This window comes from Aeromonas sp. s13 (assembly GCF_040907905.1).
In the GTDB taxonomy this organism is placed as follows: Bacteria; Pseudomonadota; Gammaproteobacteria; order Enterobacterales; family Aeromonadaceae; genus Aeromonas; species Aeromonas veronii.
Window position 1 is genome coordinate 42,108 of the sequence record NZ_JBFOCS010000053.1, and the last position, 16,181, is coordinate 58,288.

At 61.1% G+C, this 16,181-nt stretch carries 14 protein-coding genes; 5 read left to right on the forward strand and 9 right to left on the reverse strand.

Going from position 1 to position 16,181, the window contains the following annotated elements; translation table 11 throughout:
• Positions 1 to 3: 3 nt before the first annotated feature.
• The gene (locus AB5Y82_RS09485; RefSeq protein ID WP_159144364.1) at positions 4 to 753 is read right to left on the reverse strand and encodes an enoyl-CoA hydratase-related protein; all 750 of its coding nucleotides are present in this window, start codon (positions 751 to 753) and stop codon (positions 4 to 6) included.
• 90 nt (positions 754 to 843) lie between these two features.
• On the opposite strand from AB5Y82_RS09485, the gene AB5Y82_RS09490 reads away from it, so the two are divergent.
• From AB5Y82_RS09490 to AB5Y82_RS09500, 3 genes are all read left to right on the forward strand, one after another.
• The gene (locus AB5Y82_RS09490; RefSeq protein ID WP_159144363.1) at positions 844 to 1,302 is read left to right on the forward strand and encodes a copper chaperone PCu(A)C; all 459 of its coding nucleotides are present in this window, start codon (positions 844 to 846) and stop codon (positions 1,300 to 1,302) included.
• A 95-nt stretch (positions 1,303 to 1,397) separates the two neighbouring features.
• Entirely contained in the window at positions 1,398 to 2,030 is a 633-nt protein-coding gene (locus tag AB5Y82_RS09495; RefSeq protein WP_005354809.1) for a TIGR04219 family outer membrane beta-barrel protein, read from the forward strand.
• Positions 2,031 to 2,061: 31 nt separating this feature from the next.
• On the forward strand, positions 2,062 to 2,742 hold the full coding sequence (locus AB5Y82_RS09500) for an SDR family oxidoreductase (RefSeq protein ID WP_042052437.1): 681 nt from the start codon (positions 2,062 to 2,064) through the stop codon (positions 2,740 to 2,742).
• A 92-nt stretch (positions 2,743 to 2,834) separates the two neighbouring features.
• Here the strand turns inward: AB5Y82_RS09500 and AB5Y82_RS09505 are convergent, their stop codons facing one another.
• The gene (locus AB5Y82_RS09505) at positions 2,835 to 4,559 is read right to left on the reverse strand and encodes a proline--tRNA ligase (protein WP_043820454.1); all 1,725 of its coding nucleotides are present in this window, start codon (positions 4,557 to 4,559) and stop codon (positions 2,835 to 2,837) included.
• 273 nt (positions 4,560 to 4,832) lie between these two features.
• Here AB5Y82_RS09505 and rlmD point away from each other — a divergent pair, with 273 nt between their 5' ends.
• Positions 4,833 to 6,185, forward strand: a complete 1,353-nt coding sequence (gene rlmD / locus AB5Y82_RS09510; protein WP_150995703.1) for a 23S rRNA (uracil(1939)-C(5))-methyltransferase RlmD — start codon at positions 4,833 to 4,835, stop codon at positions 6,183 to 6,185.
• A gap of 146 nt (positions 6,186 to 6,331) precedes the next feature.
• Here rlmD and AB5Y82_RS09515 read toward each other — a convergent pair whose 3' ends face one another.
• Genes AB5Y82_RS09515 through AB5Y82_RS09525 form a run of 3 tightly spaced genes read right to left on the reverse strand, consistent with a single transcriptional unit; the run spans position 6,332 to position 9,808 of the window.
• Positions 6,332 to 6,898 carry a membrane integrity-associated transporter subunit PqiC gene (locus AB5Y82_RS09515; protein WP_111900225.1) on the reverse strand — a complete coding sequence of 189 codons (567 nt, stop codon included), beginning with the start codon at positions 6,896 to 6,898 and terminating at the stop codon, positions 6,332 to 6,334.
• Complete coding sequence (pqiB, locus tag AB5Y82_RS09520; RefSeq protein WP_005335774.1) at positions 6,895 to 8,544, reverse strand: intermembrane transport protein PqiB; 1,650 nt, start codon at positions 8,542 to 8,544, stop codon at positions 6,895 to 6,897. Before pqiB ends, AB5Y82_RS09515 begins: the two co-directional genes overlap by 4 nt.
• Entirely contained in the window at positions 8,537 to 9,808 is a 1,272-nt protein-coding gene (locus tag AB5Y82_RS09525; RefSeq protein WP_159144361.1) for a paraquat-inducible protein A, read from the reverse strand. The genes pqiB and AB5Y82_RS09525 overlap by 8 nt, the downstream gene beginning before the upstream one ends.
• Positions 9,809 to 9,984: 176 nt before the next feature.
• Between AB5Y82_RS09525 and hfq the strand changes: the two genes are divergently transcribed.
• Complete coding sequence (hfq, locus tag AB5Y82_RS09530; protein ID WP_005335772.1) at positions 9,985 to 10,344, forward strand: RNA chaperone Hfq; 360 nt, start codon at positions 9,985 to 9,987, stop codon at positions 10,342 to 10,344.
• Between the two features lie 132 nt (positions 10,345 to 10,476).
• Here the strand turns inward: hfq and AB5Y82_RS09535 are convergent, their stop codons facing one another.
• From AB5Y82_RS09535 to AB5Y82_RS09550, 4 genes are all read right to left on the reverse strand, one after another.
• Positions 10,477 to 11,067 carry an HAD family phosphatase gene (locus AB5Y82_RS09535; protein ID WP_201296120.1) on the reverse strand — a complete coding sequence of 197 codons (591 nt, stop codon included), beginning with the start codon at positions 11,065 to 11,067 and terminating at the stop codon, positions 10,477 to 10,479.
• A 65-nt stretch (positions 11,068 to 11,132) separates the two neighbouring features.
• Complete coding sequence (locus AB5Y82_RS09540) at positions 11,133 to 12,236, reverse strand: EAL and HDOD domain-containing protein (RefSeq protein ID WP_021231747.1); 1,104 nt, start codon at positions 12,234 to 12,236, stop codon at positions 11,133 to 11,135.
• 4 nt (positions 12,237 to 12,240) lie between these two features.
• Positions 12,241 to 13,881: a sensor domain-containing diguanylate cyclase gene (locus AB5Y82_RS09545; protein WP_111900222.1), complete on the reverse strand. Its 1,641-nt coding sequence runs from the start codon at positions 13,879 to 13,881 to the stop codon at positions 12,241 to 12,243.
• A 253-nt stretch (positions 13,882 to 14,134) separates the two neighbouring features.
• Positions 14,135 to 16,171, reverse strand: a complete 2,037-nt coding sequence (locus AB5Y82_RS09550) for an exoribonuclease II (RefSeq protein ID WP_111900221.1) — start codon at positions 16,169 to 16,171, stop codon at positions 14,135 to 14,137.
• Positions 16,172 to 16,181 lie beyond the last annotated feature (10 nt).

Here is a 16,181-nt window from a genome sequence, read left to right on the forward strand (position 1 = left end):
GGCTCAGCCCCGCCGTTTGAGTTTCTGGGCGATGCGCTGCTGCGCCTCTTCCCCTTGCAGTGCCTGGGCGAAGGCGCGCGCCTCCAGATCGATGACAAAGTGCACCGCCTGTTTGAGCTCCTGTTTCAGCAGCGCCTTGCTCTTTTGTAGCGCTCTGGGCGGTTTGGCCGCCAGCTTCAGCCCCTGCTCGCGGGCAAAGGAGAGCACTCCATCGGCCGCCACCACCTTGTTGGCCAGCCCGAGACGTAGCGCCTCCTCGGCATCCATCGCCTCGGCCAGCAGCAACAGCTCTGCCGCCTTGAGGTGTCCCACCAGACGCGGCAGCAGCAGGCTGGAGGCGAACTCCGGCACCAGCCCCAGCTCGACAAAGGGAAGCTGCAAGCGGGCGTTATCCGCCAGATAGACCAGATCGCAATGCAGCAGAATGGTGGTGCCAATCCCCACAGCCGGGCCGGCAACGGCGGCGATCACGGGTTTGGGGAAGTCGGCCAGGGTGTGGAGGAGCTGCAGTATGGGATCGTCGGGCTCCAGCGAGCTCTTGCCCATAAAGTCGGCCAGATCATTGCCCGCGGTAAAGCAATCTTGCTGCCCCTGCAACAGCAGGACATGCACCTCCTCATCGGCTGCCGCCTCTCGCAGCGCTGCCACCAGTTGCTTATAGAGCTCGGTATTGAGGGCGTTGCGCTTGTCGGGGCGGTTGAGGGTCAGGGTGAGCAAGCCATCCTGCTGCTCGGCAATGAGAATGGGGGTCATGTCTAAATCCTTGTTATTGAAAGGTGCAAAAAAGGTTGCTGCTGGGGTAACCTTGGCGCCGTTTAACAACATCATAAAAGGATTTCAACCATGTTTAAACGTACGTTTTATTCTCTGCTGGTTCTGGGTATGACGGCGCCTGCACTGGCTAAGGTCGAGGCTGTCGACGGCTATGTGCGCCTGTTGCCACCGGGCTCCCCCAACACTGCCGCCTTTATGGTGCTGAAGAATGACGCCGACCAGCCGGTCAAGCTGGTGGCGGCGGCTTCTGCTGCGGCCGGGCGTGCCGAGCTGCACACCCACCTGCACGAAAATGGCGTGATGAAGATGCGTCAGGTCGAGAATATCGAGATCCCGGCCAAGGGCGAAGCTGTGCTGAAACCGGGCAGCCTGCACATCATGCTGTTCGAGGTGGGTACGCTCTCCGAGCAGACTCCTTTCCCGCTCACCCTCACCATGGATGATGGTCAGAAGCTGGAGCTGTCACTGCCGGTGAAGCCGATTGAGCCGATGGCAGAGATGAAGCATATGAAGCATATGAAGCACTGACATTTGTCGTCGTTTGTTCAGGATTGACGCTGGGTATTTTGGCTGCACCGAGTAAAATAGTGCTCTTTTCCATGTATGCAAGAGGAAGTGACGTAATGAAAAAGACGCTGATTGCCGGTTTTGTGCTGGCTCTGTGCAGCCAGAGTGCCATGGCCGCTGACGACTGGCGTTTTGCCGCCGGTGCCGACGTATGGGCCGCCAAGGGCAGTGGTCAGGCTTATGGTACCAGTGCTGATGGCAGCTATGACGACAGCTACAACTGGAACGGCTATCTGCAACTGGAACACGGCATCATCTTCCTGCCGAACGCCAAGTTTGAAGTCTCCGATTTCAGCACCTCCGGCGGCAACTTCAAAAACGATCTGACCGCCTACGATCTGAGCCTCTACTACCGTCTGTTCAACAACGATCTGTTCAAGATCGATCTGGGTATGACCGGCCGTCACTACGATGGCGAGCAGGTCTACTTCGGTCGCAAGGGTTATGACGAAGATACCCTGATGGCCTATGCCGGCAGCGAAGTGAAGATCCCGGGCACCGGCATCGCCTTCTTCGGCGATCTGCGTACTCACGATGCGGACAACTATGACTACCGTCTGGGTGGTTCCTACAAGTTCTCCTCCATGCCGATCAAGCTGCGTGCCGGCTGGCGTGAAGCCAAGGTCGACTTCGCCAATATCGACCAGTCTGTTGATGGCTGGTTCATGGGCGGCGAATTCACTTTCTAATCTGACCGTCGACTGACGACGAGGGGCGATAATGGGCCACATCATAGTGACAGGTGCCGGTTCTGGTCTCGGCCGGGCGCTGACCATCGGACTGGTTGAGCGGGGCCATCAGGTCTCCATGATGGGGCGCCGTTATCAGCGACTGCAGGAGCAGGAACAACTGCTCGGCAGCGCGGTGATCGGCATCGCTGCCGATCTGGCGCACCATGAAGAGGTCGACGTCGCCTTCGCCGCTGCGGTGGAGTGGGGCGGGCAGCCCGACATGGTGATCCACTGCGCCGGGGTGGGCGAGTTTGGCCCGGTCGGTGTCTACACCGCCGAGCAGATCCGCCGGGTGGTGGAGAGCAATCTCATCTCCACCATTCTGGTGGCTCAGCAGACGGTGCGGCTTATCGGTGAGAAAGGCGGAGTGTTGGCCAATGTGCTCTCCTCCGCCGCTCAGGTGGGCAAGGCTAACGAGAGCCTCTACTGCGCCTCCAAATGGGGGATGCGCGGCTTTCTCGAATCCTTGCGTGCCGAGCTGAAAGGCTCGCCACTGCGGCTGGTCAACCTCTACCCGAGCGGGATCCGCAGCGAATTCTGGGACAACTCGGATCACGTGGACCCGAGTGGCTTCATGACCCCGGAAGATGCGGCGGCCTATATGCTCGACGCACTGGAAGCCAGAAGCAGCTGCCACGTGACCGACCTCTTTATTGGTCGCAATCCCTGAGGCGAAACCCGCCATCCGGTTGCCGTCGTCAGAATACGGAAACAAAAAGCGCGCCAAATGGCGCGCTTTTTTATATCGGGAAGAGGGCGGAATTAACGGCCCAGCTTGGCCTTGAGCATGGCGATGATGTCGCTGATGGCCACTTCCTGCTTCTCGCCGGTGCGGCGGCACTTGTACTCCACCACGCCGTTGTCCAGACCGCGATCGCCGATGACGATGGCGTGCGGGATGCCCAGCAGCTCCATGTCGGCGAACATTACGCCCGGGCGCTCTTTACGGTCGTCGAACAGCACGTCCACACCGGCCGCTTTCAGCTCGGCGTAGAACTGTTGTGCCTGCTCGGCCACGCGCTCGGACTTGTGCATGTTCATCGGCACGATGGCCACTTCGAACGGAGCGATGGCGTCCGGCCAGATGATGCCGTACTGGTCGTTGTTCTGCTCGATGGCAGCGGCCACCAGACGGGAAACCCCGATCCCGTAGCAACCCATCTCCATGGTGACGGACTTGCCAGCTTCGTTCAGCACGCTCGCCTTCATTGCTTCGGAGTACTTGGTACCCAGCTGGAAGATGTGGCCCACTTCGATACCGCGCTTGAGCAGCAGCTTGCCCTGGCCGCACGGGCTCGGGTCGCCTTCCACCACGTTGCGCAGGTCGGCAACTTCGTAAGCGGTGATGTCGCGATCCCAGTTGGCACCGGTCAGGTGGAAGCCGGTTTCGTTGGCGCCGCAGACGAAGTCCGCCAGATGGGCAGCGCTGCGATCGACGATGATGCGACCGGCAAAGCCGACCGGGCCGATGGAGCCTGCGTCGCAACCGGCGGCAGCTTTGATCTGCTCGTCGTTGGCGAAGGTCAGCGGGTTAGCCACGCCAGCCAGTTTCTCTGCCTTGATTTCGTTCAGCTCGTGGTCGCCACGCAGTACCAGCGCAATAACGGCCTGCTTGCCGTGCTCATCTTCCTCTGCCAGTACCAGCAGGGTTTTGGCGATGGCGGTCGGTGCCACGTTCAGGAAAGCGGCCACTTCGTCGATGGTGTGAACATTCGGGGTGGCAACCTTGCTCAGGGCTGCGGTGGCGGCAGGGCGCTCACCAGCCGGTGCCAGTGCTTCGGCCATCTCGATGTTGGCGGCGTAATCGGAGCTGTCGGAGAAGGCGATCAAGTCTTCACCGCTCTCGGCCAGCACCTGGAATTCGTGGGAACCGGTACCACCGATGGAGCCGGTATCGGCCTGCACCGGACGGAAGTTCAGACCCATGCGGGTGAACGCCTTGCAGTAGGCGGCGTGCATCTTCTCGTAGGTATCGACCAGAGATTCTTTGTCGATGTGGAAGGAGTAGGCATCCTTCATCAGGAATTCGCGGCCGCGCATCACGCCGAAACGGGGGCGCACTTCGTCGCGGAATTTGGTCTGGATCTGGTAGAGGTTGAGCGGCAGCTGCTTGTAGCTGTTCACTTCGTAACGTACCAGCGCAGTGATTACCTCTTCGTGGGTCGGGCCCAGCACGAAGGGGCGGTTGTGACGGTCGGTCAGGCGGCACAGCTCGGGACCGTAGTCATCCCAGCGGCCGGACTCCTGCCACAGCTCGGCGGGTTGTACCACCGGCATGGAGACTTCGACGGCACCAGCATTGTTCATCTCTTCGCGAACAATGTTCTCGATTTTCTTCAGTACCCGCAGACCGGTTGGCAACCAGGCATACATGCCGGAGGCCAGTTTACGGATCATCCCGGCGCGCAGCATCAGCTGGTGGCTGACAACTTCAGCGTCGGAGGGGGTTTCCTTGAGAGTGGAAAGCAGATATTGGCTGGTACGCATCGCGGTAGACCTTAGCTAGAACGGGCGCGGGGCCCAGGATAATTTCAAGGGCGGAATTTTAACAGGCTGGGCGTTATGGCCCAAGGGCTAAATTTGCCGCAACCCGAAAGGTGGCCACGCTCGGCAGATGGTCAGGGCAATGACCATTGCAACAAGCAGGCTTTTTATGCCTGCAATTTGGCCGGATCTCCGCTAAACTCTGCCACCTTTTCTCGATGGGCATGGCTCTGCCGCGTTCATCACCCCCCATTTTTAGTACTTTTGGAGCCGCTCATGCCGTTAGTGGGACATCAACACCAGATCGAGATCCTGGAACTGACCGACAAAGGAGATGGCAAAGGACGCCTGTTCGATCGCCCCCTGTTTGTCGAAGGTCTGCTGCCCGGTGAGCAGGCGCTGGTGGAGCTGACCGAGGTCAAGCCGAACTATCTGCACGGCAAGGTTGCCGAGCTGCTCCAGCCCTCTGCCGATCGGGTTGCCGATTTCTGCCCCAACACCGAGTGTGGTGGCTGTCAGGTTCGTCCGCTGGCCTATCCGGCCCAGCTCAAGCTCAAGCAGGCACTGGTGCAGAGCGCACTGGAGCAGGCCGGGCTGGGTGACACCCCGGTCAAGGATATCCTTGGCATGGAAAGCCCGTTCGCCTATCGCAACAAGGCGCAATATGCGGTGCGTGGCTGTGACGCCGGTGCCGAGATCGGTTTTTATCGCAAGCACTCCCACGATCTCATCACCGCCGATGACTGTGCGGTGCAGGATCCGCTGCACGTTGAGCTCAACGCCCGGGTGCGCAACTGGATGCGCGAGCACGACATCGCCGCCTATGACGAAGTAAACCACAGCGGCTGCGTGCGCAACCTGATGACCCGCAAGGGCTTCAAGAGCGGTGAGCTGATGGTAGTGCTGGTCACTTTGGGCGAGGAGTTACCGTTCGAAGCCGAGCTGCTTGCAGCCCTGAGCGATCTGCCGGTCACTACCCTGGTGCAGAACATCAACAACGAGCGCACCAACCGCATTCTGGGCGCGACCAACCGGGTGCTGCTCGGCGAAGGGGTGATCCGCGACAAGATCCACGAACTCGAGTTCGAGATCTCGCCGCTCTCCTTCTTCCAGAACAACCCGACCCAGACCGATGTGCTCTACTCCAGCGCCCTTGAGTATGCCGAGCTGACCGGTAACGAGACGGTGTTCGACATCTATTGCGGTATCGGCACCATCTCCCTGTTCCTGGCTGGCAAGGCCGCCAAGGTGGTGGGGATCGAGTCGGTGGAGAGCGCCATCAGCGATGCCCGTCGCAATGCCGCCCTCAACGGCATCGAGCACACCGAATTCCACGTCGGCAAGGCCGAGCAGCTGATGCCCGAGCTGCACGCCCAAGGAGTGACCGCTGACGTGGTAGTGATGGACCCGCCGCGCAAAGGCTGTGACAAAGCGGTGCTGCAGACCCTAGTCGCCATGGCGCCCCGTCGTCTGGTCTATGTCTCCTGCAACCCGCAGACCCTGGCCCGCGATCTTGCCTGGCTGGTCAAGCAGGGCTTCGTGCTGGACGAGGTGCAACCGGTCGATATGTTCCCGCACTCCATGCATGTGGAAGCGGTTGCCCGCCTGAGCTTGCCAGCGAAAGCGTAATCGGACATTGGCGCGGAGCGATTGACATGTTCCTCCTCCACGCCATGCACGTCGAAGCTGTCGCTCGCCTGAGCCTGCCCGCCAAGGCATAAGTCGCCCCCGACTCTTGCNCGTTTTTTCTATCTGATGCTTGCAGGTTGGTGTGCTCAACCCTGCTTGCGCACCTCGGCGGCGATCTGGTCGAGCAGCTGTTGCCAGCCCTGACCCAGCTCGTTCACCAGTGCGTTGTAGCCATCGGCTGGCAGTACTCGCTCCTGACGGAAGGGGGCATCGCGCAGCACGGTGCCATCTTCCGCCAGCAGGCGCCAGCGGCCGCTCAGCACGGCGCTGCCGTCATGACGGCCCTGAAAGCGCTCCACCAGAATGGTCAGCACCGGCCCCTTGCGGGCGCCATCCTGCCGTACCACCCAGCCCGGCAGGCGGGTGGAGAGGCCATTGAGGGTGAGCTGGTTGAGTTGATCGTCCAGCGCACCGGCCCAGCGATGGTACTCGGTGAAGTGCAGCTCTTGCCCTTCCAGCTGATAGACCAGACTGATCCGGTCGAGCTGGCTGGCCAGCGCCACCGGGCGCAGCACCAGCTGGTGCTGCGGTTGGGCCGGGGCCGTTACGGGTTGCTGGTTGTCGGCATCGAGCGAGTAGTAGTGCAGGCTTGGTTGGCTGCTGCAACCCGCCAGCAGGCCCAGCAGGGCCAGCGTCAGGATCTCTCTTTTCATTGTTTGCCTCGCTTGGGCTCAGGGTCCGATGGATGCGCGCGATCGAAGATCAGCGAGCTGGGCTGCTCGTTGAGGGAGTGCACCAGCGGCTGCAGTTCGCGCATCAACTGATTGAGGGTCTGCACCGACTGGCGCAGGTCCTGATTGGTCTGCGACTGGGCATCATAGGCCTGCAAGGTCTCCTGCAACTGCTTGAGGCTCTCGTTGAGCGAGGCCGGCAGCTGCTGGGTGGAATCCTTGGCAGTGAGCTTGTTCAGGTTGGCGCTAACTGCACTGATGTTCTTCAGGGTGCCATCCAGGGTGGTGAGTGACCCGTTGACCTTGGTCAGGGTGGTCGCCATGTCCATGTCGACAAACTTGTCTAGGATGAGGTTCACCTTGCGCTCGATCTGATCCAGCCCGCCCTGCACGGTGGGGAAGACCTGATAACCGGCCAGCTTGGCCTGCTCGAAACGTGGCGCGTCCGGATAGAAGTTGAGATCGATGATCTTGCCGCCGGTCAGCAGGCTCGAGGTCTTGAGGCTGGCACGCAACCCCTCCTTGAACTGCTTGCCGAACAGGGCGCGCCACTGATCCTTCTCCGCCTTGGCATAGCGGTGGGAGAGGCGTTGCACCTCGATGCGGGCCAGCACTGGTATCTGGCGGCTCTTGAAGATCTGCACGCCCTTGTCCTCGATGAGGTAGGGGGCGGAGATGACGGTACCGACCCGAATGCCGCGATACTGCACCGCCGCGCCCGGGTGCAGGCCACCCACGTTGTCATCGAACAGGAAGACGTAGTCGATGAACTGATCCAGACTACCGGCCAGCACGCTCGCCTCATCCTGGAACAGGGTGAACCCTTCCATCTGTTTGACCGGCTCGCCAGGCGCCCAGCCGGGTGGCAGACCCATGGTAATGCCGCCATCGATCAGGCTCTCCAGCGAATCCATCTTCACCTTCATCCCCTCGCTGCTCATGGAGACCTCGAAGCCCGGGGTCATCCAGAAGCGGGAGTTGCTGCTCACCAGAATGTCATAGGGGGCGTGGATGAAGATTTGATACTGCATCTCGCTCTTTTCCGGCAGGAACTTCGCCTCTTCCACCTGACCTATGGTGAAGCCCTGATAGTTGATGGGGGAGCCTTCCCCGAGCGCGCGGGTGTCGCGACTGCTGAGGGTGAGACGCAGCCCCTTGGCATCGAGGGAGGCGAGCGGCGGTTTGTCGAGCATAGCGTATTCGTCCCGCGCCCGACCTTTCTTGCCGGGGGCGAGCTCGATATAGGCGCCGGAGAGCAGGGTGCTCAGACCCGATACCCCTTCACGGCCTACTCTGGGCTTGACCACCCAGAACTGGCTGTCACCGCGCAGCATGCCGGAGGCGGCATTGGTCAGCCGTCCTTTCAGCACGGCATGGCTGTAGTCATCGCTCAGCTCGACGGCCTCGATGCGGCCGACGTCCACTTCGCGGGAACGGATCACCGTCTTGCCGGCGACTATGCCCTCGGCAGTGGCGACTGTCAGGGTGAAACTGGGGCCCTGGGAGTACCAGTGCTGGAACAGCATCCAGAGACCGATGAACAGCGCCAGCAGGGGTACCATCCAGATTGCGGCGGCAGAGCTCAGAAAGTCAGAGCCCGGTTTCCACCTTTTTTTACGCTCACTCACGTTCGCGTTCTCCTTGTTGTAAATCCCAGATCAGGCGGGAGTCGAAACTCATGGCGGCGACCATGGTGATCAGCACCACACCTGCAAATGCGACGGCCGCAGGGCCGGGGTAGATGGTCATCAGATTGTCGAGCCGGATCAGGCCCGCCAGAATGGCCACCACGAAGACGTCGATCATCGACCAGCGTCCGACAAATTCGGTCATGCGATAGAGTTTGAGCTTGCCGAGGGGGGAGGTGACATTGCCGCGCTGCACCATATAGCAAAGCCAGAATAGCGCCAGTATTTTCACCAGCGGCACCACCACGCTGGCGAAAAAGATCACCACCGCTATGGGGTAGGAGCCCATGGCCCAGAGCAGCACCACACCGCCAAGGATGGTGGAGGGGCTGTCATCACCGAGAAACACCGTATCCATGATGGGATAGACGTTGGCCGGAATGTAGAGAATGGCGGAGGTAAACAGCAGCGCCCAGGTACGGTTCAGGCCGCCCGGCTTGCGGGCATGCAGCTTGCCGCCGCAGCGGGAGCAACTGTGGCTGCCCACCTCGCTCAGAGCGCCACAGATATGGCAGCCCACCAGGCCGGACTCCAGCGCGCCCGCTTCCGGGTCGATCTCCCGCGCCTCGGTAGGGCCGAACAGCCGCTGCCACAGCCACATCTGATCCAGTGAGGAGATCATCTTGATGAGCAGCACCGTGTAACCGACGAAAGCCCAGAATGACAGCCCCATCTTGATGTCGGCCATCCCCATCAGCTTGACCAGCGAGATGAGCACCCCCACCAGAAAGACATCCACCATCAGCCAGGGTTTGATCCGGCAGAGCAGACGGCCTAGGGAGCGCAGGGCATTGCTGTGCAGATCTTTATCGACTCGCCACAGCACCAGCATGATGGATCCCATATAGACCAGTGGCAGGCCGATCAGGGTCAGGCTCAGCACCGCGCCGAGAAACAGATAGCCCTCATCCACCAGGGTGGTGATGCTCTGCAAAAAGGTCATCTCCTGGCCCACCCCTTTGGCCGAGAAGGACATAAAGGTAAAGGCATTGGCGAGCACGAACATGATAAGTGCCGCGAACCCGTAGGAGATCGGCCGCAACTCCTGCTGTGGCAGGTGGCGACTCAGGGTGTGTCCGCAACGGGGGCAGCAGCTGGCCTGTCCCACCTCGAGCGGTGTGGCCGATATCAGCAGGTCACACTCTTCGCAGGCAGTGGCATCATGGACATAGGTGGTGTGGTGTTGGTGTGAAACCGGATGCAAGATAAAACCCCAGATAAGGCCCGTGGTAGAGCCAGAGCTGGCGATTATCGCAGTTGTGCTGGTCAGCGACCAGCCCCCGGAGGCCGCTATTGCTGGCGGGAGTGAGAATGACTTTGACAAGCCAGTGCCCATTTAGCACAATCAAACGCCACTTTTTTTCCGCGGGACAATAATTTATGACAACTGAATCCCCCAGCTACTCCACGATTGAGCAAGCCTTCTCCCTCGGGAACGGGCAAGATTCTGCCCTCAACTGGTTGCGCAAGAACCGCAGTCAGGTCGCTATTTTTCTGGTGAGCGGCATCAAGCTGGAAGGCACCATCAGCGGGTTCGACCAGTACAGCGTGCTGCTGACCGATGCTCATGGTAACCAGCAGCTGGTCTACAAGGCCAAGATCTCCACCATCGCCATGCACACCGGCCGTCCGCAGGTGAATATCCAGCGCGCGCGCAAGCCGCGTGTCTCCATGGCGCCGCGCCCCCACGGTGCGCCGGGTCGTTATGACGACAATCAGGGCGGCGGCAACAACGAGTAATCGTATGCCCCGCACGCCCCGTTGATGCGCCCTGCGTCAGCGACTGACGGAACCTGCTCTCATTTTCATTCATGTCCCGTATGAGAGCCGGTTCCGGTTATCGCCCCTTGCAGGGCGATATTTTTTTCCGCACTACGCCGTTATGCCGACCGGTTTGCCCTCTTTGACCATGCAGGTCTGCATACCCGCCGCTTCTCCGGCCTGTACCCCGATACCGGTATCTTCAAACACCAGACAGCCTGATGGCTCGACCCCCAGCTTGCTGGCGACCAGCAGGAAGGTGTCCGGATTGGGCTTGTGCAGCTCCACATCGTCTGCGGTGACCACCACAGAGAAGTAGCGATCCAGCCCGGTGTTGCGCAGCACCGCCTCGGCATTTATGCGCGGCGAGCCGGTGCCAATCCCCATCGGGATGACGCCATGATAGCGCTCGACCAGCGCCTGCATGGCCGGAAAGACGGTCGCCTTGTGCAGGTTGGCCACATAGTGGGCGGTCTTGCAGCGGGTGACTTCGATCGGATCGAGGGGGATCTGCTGCTCCTGTGCCACCAGCAGGGCTATCTTGCGGCTCGGCATGCCACCCAGTTCATAGAACCAGTCGGCGTCGAAGTGAAAGCCAAACTCGCGGGCGGTATGTTCCCAGGCGGCGAGGTGCAGCGGCATGGAGTCGACCAGGGTGCCATCAAGGTCAAAGACCAGGCCTTGGAATCCGGAAAGCGTCATGGTGCGGGTCAGTCTCTGAAAAAAGGGAACCCATTCTAGCCAGTGGCTCCCCGCCTCGCCATCACCTAGCTGGTGAGAAACGCTTGCCCCCACATTTGTGACTGAAAATAGACGGGGGTGAGCTGGGCCGGATCGAGTTGATATTTGGGGGCAAGCTGTTCCAGCAGGGCCCAGTTGCCCTGTTCATAGGTGCTGACCAGCTGAAACAGATGAAAGAGTGGCCCTTCGTGCAGTTCGATGGCGCGCTGCACGCTCTTGGGCAGGTGGGCCATCAGCGGCTCCGACAGCAGGGAGCCATCGAGCACCAGTCCTACCAGAAAGGCCCAGCTGGCCTCCGCTTTACCCAGCGCCGTGAGAGCAATCAACTCGCAGAAGCGGCCGCGGGCGATGGCCATGCGGGTGCAGGCCTCCGGCATGTGCTGGCTCACCCGGGCCAGACCGTTGATCAGCACGAACTTGCGGATCTCCTGCTCCCCCAGATAGGAGAGGGCGCGGGGTACCGAGGTGATGGGGGCGGCATGATCGAAGCCGGGGGCGTTGACGTAGGTGAGCAGCAGGCCGGGCAGCCAGGCATCCTGCTCCAGCAGGCGGGCTACCTGGGCGAAGGAGAACTCCTCGTGGCAGATGAGCTGGAGGATCTGCTGCACCAGCGCCATATCGGGCTGGTTGGCCCGCTGATTAACCAGCTCCGGACGGGCGAGAAAGCCGCCGGCAAAGAAGTCGACCCCCGCCTCCCGCAGCGGGAGAAAATCCGCCCAGGTTTCGATGTTCAGCGCCATCCGCTTGTGCTCGGTGGGCTGGCAGATCCCCTCTTCTCCCATCCAGTACACTAGCAAGCGGCTGGCGCCGAGCCAGCGCGGATCCCGGTTGGCGCCATGCACCGCCAGTCTGCGCCGGCTGTCACGCCACTGCTCCAGCACCGGGAACGAGTTGGGCTGGCGTTCGCTGGAGGCTTCAACCAGCGGGATCGCGTCCTGATCCAGCAGCAGGGGACGCTGTTCATCGAGCTGTTCGTGGGTGAAGGGCACCAGATATTGACGCCCCTGCGCCAGCAGGCGGCAATGTTGCGCCAGTGAAGGCCATTCGACCGGTGAACTGAGCTGATAGTCGATGCCGTAGGCCACCAGAGCCAGGCGACGATTGAAGATGGGGTAGCGACGCAACAGCATGGGATCACCGATAGGCCAGAGTGCGGGCCCTCCCTTGTGACTTGGCGTGGTAGAGCGCCTGGTCAGCCTGTTCGGTCAGGGTCTGCCATGCTCCGTCCAGGGAGGGAACCAGATAGCTAAAGCCTATGCTAACCGTAATGAAATCAGCAACCCGCGAGGCGGGATGGGGCATTTTCAAGCGGGCAAGACCATCGTGGATCCGCCCGGCCAGCTGTTCGGCCTCACCGGGTTGCGGGGCGCAGAGCAGAATGACGAACTCCTCCCCGCCGTAACGGGCGACCAGATTGGTGCAGCGTCGCTCTGCATCCCGCAGCACATGGGCCACCTGTTGCAGGCAGAGATCCCCCTTGGCATGGCCGAAGTGGTCGTTGTAGGCCTTGAACTCGTCGACGTCGATCATCAATACCGCCAGCAGGTTCTGGGTGCGTCGTGCCCACTCCCACTCCCGCTGCATGGTGATGTCCCACTGGCGCCGGTTGGCGATGCCGGTGAGGGGATCTTCCAGCGACAGCAGGGAGAGGCGGTGATTGGCCTCCTCCAGCGCACGGTTGGTCTCGGCCAGCTGCATGGTGCGCTCGGCGACCCTGGCCTCCAGCTGGCGGTTGAGGGTTTCCAGCTGCTCCTGGGTGCGCTGGCGGATCAGCAGTTGCGACAGGATGGCGGCGTACTGTTTGAAGATCTCGCTCTGATAGGCCTTGAGCGGCCGGTGCCAGAGCAGGTTGTCGGCGGCGATCCAGCCGATGGGGGTGGTGCCATCCCATAGCGATACCATGGCGTTCCAGCCACGGCCCACCTGCTGCTTCTCGTAGTAGAGGGGGGTATCTTCCATCACCAGTACGTAGTCCTTGCGCCTGAGCGCCTCTTGCACCGTGGGGTGATCCGGAATGGGGCTGATGAAGTTCTGTTCATCCATCAGCTCGCCCTCTTCGCTGGTGCCCCAGGTGCCGCGCATGGTCTTGCCATCGGGTTCGATCAGGAAGATGGCGACCCGATCGAACTGCAGCTCCTTGCGGGCCAGCAGCACGGCATCCCGCAGCAGATCGTTCTCGCTGCGACTGCGGGAGAGGGTGACGCTGACCATGTGCAGCGCCTGCAACATGGTGAGGAAGGAGCCCTGCAGTGCCTGACTCTGTACCAGATCGGTCTGGGTATGGAGCCGCTGGTCCCGCTCCTGATTGACCTGGCTGGAGAGCAGGTGATTGCTGAGCTCGGCCGTCAGATAGTGGATAAGGAGCTGGATGCCCTGACGCTGGTGGGAGGAGAGGCGATCGATGCGACGGCGGGTCTCCAGATAGATGACCCCTTCCAGTTTCATGTGACGCTTGAGAGGGAAACAGGCGCGTAACTGCGGCTGGGCGGGCTCCACATTTTCGCCGGGATCAGGCGGTGGTGGGAGCTGTTCGATCACCAGTTGTCCCTTCTCCATCGCCTTGTCGATCAGGTGGTGGGGCAGGGTCAGTTGACCGAGATGGGCGAGATCAAGCGTGGTCAGCCCCTGATCGAGCTGAAAACTGTAGAGCTGCGGTTCGGGGGCTTTCAGCCAGAGGTAGAGGCGTTCGGCATCGGTCTTTTCACGGATGGTGGCGAGGCTCACTTCGCATAACTGAGCAAAGTTGGTGAAGTGTTCCGGGTCCCATTCCTGCATACCAATATCCCTTGGATTGTACCCAAGCGAGTATAGACATATTTCTCCTTGATTAATATGTCAGAAAGGAGAGGCAGCGCACATAACGGTTGCTTTCAGCCCTGCTGGTGGAGACATTCACTGCGTTCTCTGCCAATCGTGGATAGAACTGTGTGCCATAACGGTATATATGGCAGCTTGTCGGGCGGGATACCGGGCAAAAAAGAGCCCGCACGATGGCGGGCTCTCGGCAGATCAGATGATTCTGCGTGGCTTATTCTGCCTTGGGGGCAGCCTCAGCGGGCGTTTCACTGCTATCGGCTGGCGCACTCTCGGCCGCTGGGGCTTCCGGTGCCGGGCCCGGCACCAACTCCACCGCCGGCTTGGCGATAAGGGAGCGGGTCTCTTCCACCGCTTCGGTCAGCTTCACCTCGATGATCTGGCCGAGCTCGTAGACCACCTCGGTCTTGTCCAGATAGACGCGGCCGTTGTCCCAGTTGCACTCCAGTCGATCCTTGTTGTCGAGAATATGGCGAGCAGGCAGGAAGACCACTGCGCCGTTCTCCTGCAGACGCAGCTTGAGACCGGCACGCATCACGTCGATGATCTCGGCGTTGAACACCTGATCGGTGCCAGCGGCGGCTTTCAGGTAACGGACATAGAGCCAGTCGCCGATGTCGCGCTCCACCATGCGGTGCAGGCGGCGGCAGGCGGTCAGGTGCTCGGTGAGCTCCTGACTCGGGCGCTCACCCGGGGTCTTGCCGGCGATGACCGCTTTGAGCAGACGATGGTTGACCATATCGCCGTATTTACGGATCGGGGAGGTCCAGGTGGCGTAAGCATCCAGACCCAGACCGTAATGGGCGCCCGGTTCGGAGGACATCAGCGCATAGCTTTGGAAGCGGCGGATCTTGCCATCCAGCCAGCGAGTGTCGAGGTTGTCGATCCAGCGGCGCAGGGCGCAGAAGCCGGAGAGGCTGGCGATCTCGTCGCGCTCGAACGGGGCTTCGGCGCTTTTCAGCAGGTCGATGGCGCCGTCGAGGGACTCTTCGTCAAAGCCGGTGTGAACGTTGAAGATACCGTAACCGACGCTCTTGCCCAGCACGCGACCGGCGCAGATGTTGGCGGCGATCATCGACTCTTCCACCATGCGGTTGGCGATGCGGCGCGGCTCGACGTGGATGGCCAGCACTTCGCCATTCTCGCCCAGCTCGAAGTCGTAGTCGGGACGATCCGGGAATACCAGCGCATGTTCGGTGCGCCACTTGATGCGCGCTTCGGTCATCGCCTTCATCAGTGGCAGCTGGGCCAGCACGTCGGCGTCGATGGCCAGCTCTTTGCCATGCTCCGCCCAGTCGGAGACGTCGTCATAGTTGAGACGGGCGTGGGAGCAGATGCGGGCGGCGAAGAACTCGGTCTCCTCCAGCAGCAGACCATCTTCGGCGATGAGCAGACGGGCGCACAGGGTGTTGCGCTCCTCGCCCTCCTTCAGGGAGCAGAGCTCGTCCGATAGGGTACGCGGGATCATCGGTACGTTGCGGCCCGGCATGTAGACGGTGAAGGCGCGCTGGGCGGCCTCCTTGTCCAGCTCGCTCCCTTCGGCCACATAGGCGGTCGGGTCGGCGATGGCAACCAGCAGCTCCCAGCCGTTATCCAGCTTGGTGATGGCCAGCGCATCGTCCATGTCCTTGGTTTTTGCGCCGTCGATGGTGAAGAAAGGCACCTTGGTCAGGTCACGGCGGGGCAGCTCCTCCTCTTCGATCACCTTCCACTCCGGCAGATCAGCCGGTTCGACCTGGGCCAGGTTGTGGCGCGCCAGCACCACCCACCAGGGCACGTTGTGATCTTCCTGTGCGGCGATCTTCTGGGTGATCTCGGCAGAGAAGTTGCCGTCAACCAGCGCATGGCGCTTGAGGGTGGCGACTACCCAGTCCCCTTCCTTGAACTCTTTCTCATCCAGACCCTTCTTGACGCGGGCCTTGATGGCATCCTTGATCAGCGGATGGTCGGCCACCACGTTGAGGCGGTCACGGAACATCTTGACCCGGGCCACGAAGCGGGTGACGGACTGCTCCAGCAGGGTATCCGGCTCGGCCACTTCCTTCTCTTTTTCGGTGCGGATCAGGGCGGTCACCCGGTCACCGTGCATCACCTTCTTCATGTAGGGAGGCGGCACGAAATAGCTGGTCTTCTCATCGACTTCCAGAAAGCCGAAGCCCCGGTCCGAGGCGCGGATCACACCCTCTTTCTTCGGGATGTTTTCGCGGATTTGTTGCTTGAGCTGGGCCAGCAGCGGATTGTCTTGGAACATAAGTGAGGAA

What these genes read in the sequence shown, in the direction of transcription:
- AB5Y82_RS09485 (WP_159144364.1), bottom strand. Translation starts at nt 753, where the DNA reads ATGACCCCCATTCTCATTGCCGAGCAGCAGGATGGCTTGCTCACCCTG.
- AB5Y82_RS09545 (WP_111900222.1), bottom strand. Translation starts at nt 13,881, where the DNA reads ATGCAGGAATGGGACCCGGAACACTTCACCAACTTTGCTCAGTTATGC.
- AB5Y82_RS09500 (WP_042052437.1), top strand. Translation starts at nt 2,062, where the DNA reads ATGGGCCACATCATAGTGACAGGTGCCGGTTCTGGTCTCGGCCGGGCG.
- AB5Y82_RS09490 (WP_159144363.1), top strand. Translation starts at nt 844, where the DNA reads ATGTTTAAACGTACGTTTTATTCTCTGCTGGTTCTGGGTATGACGGCG.
- AB5Y82_RS09495 (WP_005354809.1), top strand. Translation starts at nt 1,398, where the DNA reads ATGAAAAAGACGCTGATTGCCGGTTTTGTGCTGGCTCTGTGCAGCCAG.
- rlmD (WP_150995703.1), top strand. Translation starts at nt 4,833, where the DNA reads ATGCCGTTAGTGGGACATCAACACCAGATCGAGATCCTGGAACTGACC.
- AB5Y82_RS09505 (WP_043820454.1), bottom strand. Translation starts at nt 4,559, where the DNA reads ATGCGTACCAGCCAATATCTGCTTTCCACTCTCAAGGAAACCCCCTCC.
- AB5Y82_RS09550 (WP_111900221.1), bottom strand. Translation starts at nt 16,171, where the DNA reads ATGTTCCAAGACAATCCGCTGCTGGCCCAGCTCAAGCAACAAATCCGC.
- hfq (WP_005335772.1), top strand. Translation starts at nt 9,985, where the DNA reads ATGACAACTGAATCCCCCAGCTACTCCACGATTGAGCAAGCCTTCTCC.
- AB5Y82_RS09540 (WP_021231747.1), bottom strand. Translation starts at nt 12,236, where the DNA reads ATGCTGTTGCGTCGCTACCCCATCTTCAATCGTCGCCTGGCTCTGGTG.
- AB5Y82_RS09515 (WP_111900225.1), bottom strand. Translation starts at nt 6,898, where the DNA reads ATGAAAAGAGAGATCCTGACGCTGGCCCTGCTGGGCCTGCTGGCGGGT.
- AB5Y82_RS09535 (WP_201296120.1), bottom strand. Translation starts at nt 11,067, where the DNA reads ATGACGCTTTCCGGATTCCAAGGCCTGGTCTTTGACCTTGATGGCACC.